Origin of the sequence: Candidatus Borrarchaeum sp., from assembly GCF_019058535.1 — an archaeon.
Taxonomy (GTDB): Archaea; Asgardarchaeota; Sifarchaeia; order Borrarchaeales; family Borrarchaeaceae; genus Borrarchaeum; species Borrarchaeum weybense.
In genome coordinates, this window is record NZ_JAHPYX010000141.1 from 1 (window position 1) to 8,059 (window position 8,059).

At 36.4% G+C, this 8,059-nt stretch carries 9 protein-coding genes; 5 read left to right on the forward strand and 4 right to left on the reverse strand.

Translation table 11 applies throughout. The annotated features are described in order from the left end of the window. The 3 genes from QVB70_RS08255 to QVB70_RS08265 all read right to left on the reverse strand — a co-directional run. Window positions 1-1,286: aldehyde ferredoxin oxidoreductase family protein (locus QVB70_RS08255; protein ID WP_287585252.1), on the reverse strand; the 1,286-nt coding region annotated here is incomplete at its 3' end. 28 nt (window positions 1,287-1,314) lie between these two features. Beyond that, window positions 1,315-1,890 carry a flavin reductase family protein gene (locus QVB70_RS08260; RefSeq protein ID WP_287585253.1) on the reverse strand — a complete coding sequence of 192 codons (576 nt, stop codon included), beginning with the start codon at window positions 1,888-1,890 and terminating at the stop codon, window positions 1,315-1,317. 35 nt (window positions 1,891-1,925) lie between these two features. Beyond that, complete coding sequence (locus QVB70_RS08265; protein ID WP_287585254.1) at window positions 1,926-2,198, reverse strand: peptidylprolyl isomerase; 273 nt, start codon at window positions 2,196-2,198, stop codon at window positions 1,926-1,928. Window positions 2,199-2,531: 333 nt separating this feature from the next. On the opposite strand from QVB70_RS08265, the gene QVB70_RS08270 reads away from it, so the two are divergent. The 5 genes from QVB70_RS08270 to QVB70_RS08290 all read left to right on the forward strand — a co-directional run bounded on the left by QVB70_RS08270 (window position 2,532) and on the right by QVB70_RS08290 (window position 7,678). Continuing rightward, complete coding sequence (locus QVB70_RS08270; RefSeq protein WP_287585255.1) at window positions 2,532-4,091, forward strand: PAS domain-containing sensor histidine kinase; 1,560 nt, start codon at window positions 2,532-2,534, stop codon at window positions 4,089-4,091. Between the two features lie 92 nt (window positions 4,092-4,183). Further along, window positions 4,184-4,849 carry a hypothetical protein gene (locus QVB70_RS08275; protein ID WP_287585256.1) on the forward strand — a complete coding sequence of 222 codons (666 nt, stop codon included), beginning with the start codon at window positions 4,184-4,186 and terminating at the stop codon, window positions 4,847-4,849. Between the two features lie 170 nt (window positions 4,850-5,019). Beyond that, complete coding sequence (locus QVB70_RS08280; RefSeq protein WP_287585257.1) at window positions 5,020-5,871, forward strand: MBL fold metallo-hydrolase; 852 nt, start codon at window positions 5,020-5,022, stop codon at window positions 5,869-5,871. 39 nt (window positions 5,872-5,910) lie between these two features. After that, window positions 5,911-6,675: a 2-phosphosulfolactate phosphatase gene (locus QVB70_RS08285; protein WP_287585258.1), complete on the forward strand. Its 765-nt coding sequence runs from the start codon at window positions 5,911-5,913 to the stop codon at window positions 6,673-6,675. 16 nt (window positions 6,676-6,691) lie between these two features. Then, on the forward strand, window positions 6,692-7,678 hold the full coding sequence (locus tag QVB70_RS08290) for an aldo/keto reductase (protein ID WP_287585259.1): 987 nt from the start codon (window positions 6,692-6,694) through the stop codon (window positions 7,676-7,678). Between the two features lie 67 nt (window positions 7,679-7,745). Here the strand turns inward: QVB70_RS08290 and QVB70_RS08295 are convergent. Further along, window positions 7,746-8,059 (reverse strand): phosphate ABC transporter ATP-binding protein (locus QVB70_RS08295; RefSeq protein ID WP_287585260.1); only part of this gene is annotated, 314 nt, incomplete at its 5' end.

Here is an 8,059-nt window from a genome sequence, read left to right on the forward strand (position 1 = left end):
GCCATACCAGGACAGAATTTACAATTATAAGCAGAAACTTCAAGTCCTTTCACTTGCATCGCAAATTCATGTGAATTATTACCGATTTCTTCACTCATACGTTTAGTTCCTTCGGCTAAGAAGTCACCAACATCTTTTCTATAAGCAATCATTTTGATGAGTTCTTTAGCAGCCTCTGCATCTCCAAATTTAAAATTGCCATTATAGAGTCCCTGTTCTATAGCATCTGCATAGAAACCTAAAACACTCCCTGTACTTATCGTATCTAGTCCATAATCGTCACAGAGATAATTAAGAGTCCCAACAGCTGGAAGGTCAAATATTTCTAAATTTGCACCCAGTATACCAATGTTCTCATAATCGAGTTCACTGATATGTCCTTCATCATCATTAATGGCAATACCGCACCTCATAACACAATGAGGACATCCATATGTTGCAATACGTGCTTTTTGTAATGCTTCACCATCGATTTTGTGTGATAATGGATGTGACGTTTTCCTGAAATTCCTAACTGGAAGTGCATCAAAATCGTTACACCAGGATAAAATTGCGTTGGTTGATTGTTTTGTCCAATTAGTCTGATCATCAAGTTCCCTAACTTTCTTCATTCCTTGAGAACCCAATTGTTTCATTTTTTCTTGATCTGCGACTATATCATATAAATTCTTTGTTCCTTTGACAACTATTGCTTTCAATTTCTTTGAGCCCATAACGGCGCCAATACCAGGTCGTCCACCTGCTCTCCCTTCCATTGATCTAATTACGGCATATCTAACAAGATTTTCTCCAGCTTGTCCTATTACAAGATGCGCCGCATGTTTTCCAAATTTTTCCTCAATAAGTTCTATTGTTTCATATGTACCATTTCCCCACCATTCCTTTACTGAAAGAAAATCCACTTTATCATCTTCAATAGAAAGACACACAGGTTCATTAGAAATGCCTTCAACAACTAAAGCATCATATCCAGCTTTTCTCAATTGGATTGCGATATGTGAGCCAATATTACCATCTCCGTATCCTCCTGTTAAAGGAGATTTAGCCGCAACAACAACCTTGCCAGTGTTTGGTGCACTAATTCCAGAAATCGGTCCTAATGCAATAATAAGTTTGTTTTCGGGACCTAATGGATCTATTCCTGGCTTTAATTCATCCCACAATATTTTTAGTGCAAATCCTCTTCCACCGAGCCATTTCTTGGCAAAATTTTCGTTAAATGTCTCTACGAGATGTGTTTTATTTGATAAATTCACTCTGAGAATTTTCCCATTCCAGCCTTTCATTTAAATCGCCTCTGCAACACATTTCATTTTATTCGCGGGGTTTTCCTTTAGAAAGACCGTGTTTTCCTATTTCTTCTCCAACACTCCAATAATCTCCATTGAGATATAATATCGGATCTGCTTTTGAGTAATCAATAGTCTCTTGTGATGTTTGTATTTCTTCATCGACATGCATCAATAGAATTTCTCCGATAATGATCCCATGACTTCCACTGTCGATGATTTTAGAAACCCTACATTCGATATTTACAGGGCATTCTTTAATAAGTGGTGTTTTTACTTTGATTGCAGGCACGGTATTGAACTTTGTCAAAGAAAACTTGTCAACCTTTTTCCCAGAAGTCACACCACAAAAATCGGATTCATGTAGATGCTTCTTTGACGGGATATTTACAACAAACTCGCCTGTTTTTTCAATGAGTTTATACGAATATCTTCCTGTACCGACACCTATTCCTATTGTAGGAGGATTTAATGAAAAATTCGATGCCCAGGCAAGTGTTATGATATTTGCTCCTCCTTTCTCTTCATCTAAGCAGGTTACCAAAACAACGGGTGATGGAAATAAAAAATTTGGCCATACAGGCTCTTTTTGAGTTTTCATAAAGTGTCCTCCATTTGTATTTTGTATTTAGAGATCTATCCTGTTCGCTTAATAATGTGGTATCCAAATTGTGTCTTTACAGGTTCTGGAGTGACTTCACCGACTTTAAGGGCAAATGTAGCTTTTTCAAAAGGCTTAACCATCTGACCTCGAGAAAATTCACCAAGCGATCCACCGCGTTTCTTAGAAGGACATTCAGAGAATTCTTTAGCTAGTTTGGAAAAGGATTCGCCATTGTTTATACGTTCAAGTAATTGATCTGCGAGAAATTTCTTCTTCACAAGGATGTGACTTGCTTTAACACTCATTTTTTTTCACCTTTAACACAAGTTAAGTGTTTCAGTTTTTATTTTTTGTATATAAAGATGCATTCTTTTAACTTTCTAATGAAACGTATAGTAATTATTCAATTGAGTGGAAATTACAGAAATCTTTGATTCCTTTTGTGAACAATGATTTTTCAGACAGATGAGCTATTTTGAAATATTCTTCAAACCAAACAATTTTTTAACAAGTATTGAGTAGTATCAGTTTGCACAGACTTAATGAAATAGATTGAAAATGAGAATCAATTAGTATCGAGAATCTTCTTTAATGAGATCTCCTGATTCACTTTTCAAAATAAATGAAGTTGAATAATTTTGTCTAGCTCAAATCATCGTGAAATTCCGCCAAAGAAATTGATTCCTCATGTGCTAGGATATATTGAACCTCAAGAAAAGAACTTTGAAGAACAAAAGATGGCTTTGATTAAATCGGAAGCTACCCAACAGGCAATTTTAAACGCTATTGGAGACCTCATTACGATACAAAATAGGGATTTGGACATTATTTGGATAAATCAACCAGAAAGAGCAATTTATGGAAATGTTATTGGAGAGAAATGTTACAGAGCGTATAAGGGGCTAGAATCACCATGTCCAAATTGTACAGTTAAAATGGTTCTTGAAAAAAAGAAAACGGTGATTTCAGAAGGAATGATTCTACGCCCAGATGGCAGCCCAATCTATATTTTAACTACTAGTTCTCCTGTAAGAGACTCTAATAGTGAAATTATCGCTGTTGTGGAAGTAGTTAAAGATATAACTGAATACAAGTTGACTGAAGAAGCGTTAAAAGAATCGGAGAAAAAATATTCAACGCTTGTGGAAAAAGGAAACGATGGAATTTGTATTGTTCAAGATAAAGAACTAAAATTTGTAAATACAAAGATGATCGAACTTACTGGCTTTTCAAGAGATGAAGCTCTTGGGAAACAATTTATTGATTTTGTTGCTCCAGAATACAGAGAATTAGTATTAAATAGGTATAAAAGAAGGATGTCTGGTGAAGGAGTACTAAATAGATATGAAATAGAGATTCTTGCAAAGAATGGGAGAAAGATACCTGTTGAATTAAATGTCAGTGTAATTGACTATAAGGGTAGAGCTGCTTTGATGGCAATAATCCGCGATATTACTTTGAGGAAAAAAGTTGATCAGATACAATCAAAATTTATTAATACTGCAGCTCACGAACTGCGTACACCATTAAGTGCTTTGAAAGTAAATGTTGATCTTCTAGAAATGAAAAGCAAAAATTTAGATCTTCATAAGGCAATTAGGAGTAGGATAGAAATTATTGCAGATAGTGCTGAAAGACTAACAGTGCTTGTTAATAATTTCCTTGATTATTCACGACTTGAAGCTGGTACGAAAAAATTAGAACCTGAATTAGGTTCTCTTGAAAGTGTAGTTGTCCAAGTTATCAAAGATATCTTGCCATTAGCAAGAAAACATGGACATATGCTTGACCTTATTACTCCTGAGCCGTTACCTTTAATTTACATGGATATCGTAATTATGAGAACAATCTTCAATAACTTACTCTCCAACGCTGTCAAATACACGCCTAACGGAGGCAAAATTACAATCAGATTAATGAAAGAAGGCGAGACCATTCATGTTATGGTGAAGGATACGGGGATCGGAATCATGGAAAAAGATATTGATAAGATATTTCAACCGTTTCATGTTGTTGATCTATCAGTATCAGCTGATTTTCAATCTAAGTTTGAACGTACAGGTCTAGGTCTGGCCATCACAAAAGAATATGTTAAAATGCACGGTGGTTTAATTTGGGCGGAAAGTAGTATCGGCAAAGGAAGCACCTTTCATGTAGTAATCCCTATTAATAATCAGTCTCGTGATTTCAGTAACTGAAGAATCCTTTCCTCGACAACAAACTATATTTTTATACTACAAAGAAAATAAACACCCTACATCAAGTTTATTTGAAATTTTGGAGGATGAAAATGACAACTGGAGAAACAATCAGAAAAATGTCTGAGCGCATTTTACGTGCAATGAAACTTGATAAAAGTGTATATAGCGAAGTCAAGGATGACCCTGCCGCAACCACTCAATCAATTCTTATGCCTTTTCTAATCGAGGTCGTCTTGTTAGTCATTGGAACTATTGCTTTACTTCCACTCTGGTTTATTTACGGTCCCTGGACAATTGGAGGTACCCCAATCGAAATTGCTACGGGAATTCTTATATTCATTGTGGCGTCCATTTTCTTCGTGTTTGTCCCATTTATAATCTGGGTTTTCGTACTTTTTCTAATGGGTAAGTTTGTAGGATCCAAAGGCATTCAAGGTATACAGGTCCTAAGAGTTACTGGATTTGCATTTTCACACGCATTCCTGTATGTTATTCTCTTCATAGCGCTAATATATACTGCAGTCGGTGGTGGTGGCGTCGAAGTTGCTGTAATCGCTGTAGGAGGCGGTCTAATCATTGGTCTTCTATTATTTATTAGCAATGTACTATCATTCAGAGAGGTTGCTGATACAACTACAGGAGTTTCCATATTAGCAAATATCTTTGCATTCATAATCTTTGGCTTAATATTTGCAGGGGTAGCCGTTGGTTTTGGTCTAGCGATTGCAGGATTAGTTGGAGTAATTTTCCCTTAACCTACCCCTTTTTTTATATTATTCGAAGAAGTTTTTTATGATTCATTTTTAGATAGACTGTCATTACGTGAAACAGTACTTTCACGCAATTGTTGACAAGCCTCATTTTTATAAACTCGTTATTTCACCATAAGACAAAGTTATCTTACTAGGTTCAGGAGGAAATTTTTATGGAACTAGAACCTGCTGATGAGGTCACAATAACAGCTATTGTCGAAAATACTTCAAATAAACCGGGGTTTTATGCAGAGCATGGGCTTTCCATGTTAATCGAGATTATCTTGGAGGATAACACGACAAAGATTCTAATGGACGCAGGTCAATCTACTTTCGCATTTTTTAATAATGTTCAACGGCTTAAAATTGATTTAACAGAAATTGATGCCATAGTAATCTCCCACGGCCATTATGACCATACTGGGGCACTCTTAGATATCCTGCGAAAGATACCAAAAAAAATTCCTATTATTGGACATCCTAATATGTTTGATAAGAAATACTCAAAGCATGCACGTTTAAGATATATCGGGGTTCCATTTTCCAAAGATGATCTTCAGCACACAGGAATCCTAACATTATCTGAGACTCCAGTAAAAATTGCGCCGTCAGCATGCACAACTGGGGAAATTAATCGAACCTCAATTTCATCATTATCAAACAAACTTTTAACCAAGAAAAACGATATGCTTGTGAAAGATGAATTACTTGACGATCAAGCTCTGATAGTTAATATAAAGGAAGGACTTGTCATAATAGCTGGTTGTGCACACTCAGGAATCGTAAATACAATCTTCCATTCACAAAAACTTACAAATCGTGAAGAAATCATTGGAGTTATCGGAGGCTTTCATTTAGTAGAAAGTGACCCAGAAACTATAAAAGCGGTTTTAGAGATTCTAAACGCCTTGAATCCAACAGTACTCGCACCATGCCACTGCACGGGCTTTCTTGCACAAAAAATCTTTTCTGACAATTTGGAAGGATTTAAATTATTTAATACAGGGACTATTCTAAAACTCTGAGCCAGACTAACAAGATCCTATGCTTAAGGATGTACAACAATGTCGATCTCTGAAAATCCGCGAGTATTTCTTGTATGGAGGCGAGAAAGCGATCAGATAAAACCAGTCGATCCTGAACAAATCAAAAATAATGTTGCTATAGTTATTGATGTATTGAGGGCTACAACTAACTGTATTGTCCTTCTAAAAAATGGTGCAAAAGAAATTCACGTACGGATCACTCCTGAAGAAGCAAGAAATGTAAAAGAAACAAAATTTCCAGATGCTCTTCTTGTTGGAGAAAGGAACATGGAACGGATCGAGGATTTTGACCTCGGCAATTCTCCATACAGGAATGATCTAGAATCAGCAAGAAATAGAATTGTAGGAAAAATCATAATTTTCTCGTCTACAAATTTTCCAAAGGGACTATCAAAAGCCAAGGCAGCAGCTCGAATTTTTATAGGAGCTATAGTAAATGCGAATGCAGTTGCTTATACATCTTTAAAGGAAGCAAAAAGGATGAAACGTAATATAGTTATGGTTCTTTCAGGTGGTCCATCGGAACTTAAAGCTAGAGAAGATTTAGCAGCAGCCTCACTAATTGCCAAAATTCTAGAGAATGAAGGATGTATTCTTGATGATTTCCTTAAGGAAGATATGAAATTCGTTGAAGGTTTGGAGCATTTTGCTGCCATAAACTCCTCACATGCAAGAAATCTTTATTCAAAGGGATTTGGTGACGACGTGATTTTTTCTGTGAAAAATGTTATCTCAATAGTTCCAGAATATCTCAAAGATAAAGACAAAATTATTCTTCATTAGTATGGTTGTGACTAAAATGAATCAAATCAACAAAGTAAATCTCGGAAAATCAGAAATTGAAATCACTAAAATCGGTCTAGGTTGCTGGCAATTTTCAGGGGGATCAGGAGGATTTGGTGGACGATATTGGCCTTCTTTATCTCCCGAAATCATAAACGAAATCGTAAAAGTTGCTCTTGATGGAGGTATTAACTGGTTTGATACGGCAGAGGCTTATGGTGCTGGAAAATCAGAGCGAAATCTTGCAAATGCTCTTCACGCGGCAGGCATGAAAAACGGTGACGTTGTCATTGCTACTAAGTGGTTTCCATTTCCAAGAAGAGCGAACTCAATTCGGAAAACAATTGATAAACGACTACATTATTTGGACGGATTTGGAATTGATTTGCATCAGATTCATGCATCTATTGCATTAGCATCGACTAAAGGAATGATGGATGCAATGGCTGATTTGGTTAAAGATGGCAAAATTCGTTCAATAGGAGTTAGTAATTGGTCAGCAGGTAAAATGAGAAGAGGGTTCGAAATACTTGAAGAAAAACACGAGTTACAGCTAGTTTCCAATCAAGTGAAATATAGCTTACTTGATCGTAAAATTGAGACGAATGATATCTTAGATACTGCTAGAGAGCTAGGTATAACAATAATTGCGTACTCTCCTCTTGAGCAAGGATTGCTTACTGGAAGGTTCCACGAGGACCCGTCTCTGATTAAAAAACTCGGGAGATTGCGAAAAATGATGAGCTTTGGGCTTCGCCCAAAAAAGAAACTAGAGCGTACCCAACCACTGATTGACGCTCTAGAAGAGATTGCTCAAGCCCATAACGCTTCTCCCGCACAAGTATCTCTAAATTGGCTTATCAATTTTCATGGCGATGTAGTTGTAACTATACCAGGTGCATCAAAGACAAGTCAAATGGAACAGAATATTGGTGCAATGCACATTAAACTTTCAAAAGACGAGATGTCACGAATTGATGAATTAACACAGAATTACATGTGAAATACTAAAACTAAAGCATATTCAAAAAAAAAAGTAAAGAGATAATGTGCTAGAATGAGTGAACGTATTAGCCGAAACGTCCACAAACATAATCCTCTGTTTGTTTGCATTTCGGTGCTTCGAATACTTGAAGAGTAGCTCCAAATTCAACAAGTTCCCCTAAGCACATAAAGGCGGTATAATCCGCTACACGTGCTGCCTGTTGCATGTTGTGAGTTACGATAATAACTGTATAGTTTTCCTTCAGTTCCTGGATTAAATCTTCGATTTTTGCTGTTGAAATGGGATCAAGAGCAGAACATGGTTCATCCATGAGAATGATTTCAGGATTAACGGCTAACGTTCTTGCTAAGCATAATCTCTGTTGTTGACCAATTGATA

Excerpts from the sequence above, each read along its gene's own strand:
- QVB70_RS08260 (WP_287585253.1), bottom strand. The coding sequence starts at position 1,890 with ATGAAAACTCAAAAAGAGCCTGTATGGCCAAATTTTTTATTTCCATCA.
- QVB70_RS08265 (WP_287585254.1), bottom strand. The coding sequence starts at position 2,198 with ATGAGTGTTAAAGCAAGTCACATCCTTGTGAAGAAGAAATTTCTCGCA.
- QVB70_RS08275 (WP_287585256.1), top strand. The coding sequence starts at position 4,184 with ATGACAACTGGAGAAACAATCAGAAAAATGTCTGAGCGCATTTTACGT.
- QVB70_RS08280 (WP_287585257.1), top strand. The coding sequence starts at position 5,020 with ATGGAACTAGAACCTGCTGATGAGGTCACAATAACAGCTATTGTCGAA.
- QVB70_RS08285 (WP_287585258.1), top strand. The coding sequence starts at position 5,911 with ATGTCGATCTCTGAAAATCCGCGAGTATTTCTTGTATGGAGGCGAGAA.
- QVB70_RS08290 (WP_287585259.1), top strand. The coding sequence starts at position 6,692 with ATGAATCAAATCAACAAAGTAAATCTCGGAAAATCAGAAATTGAAATC.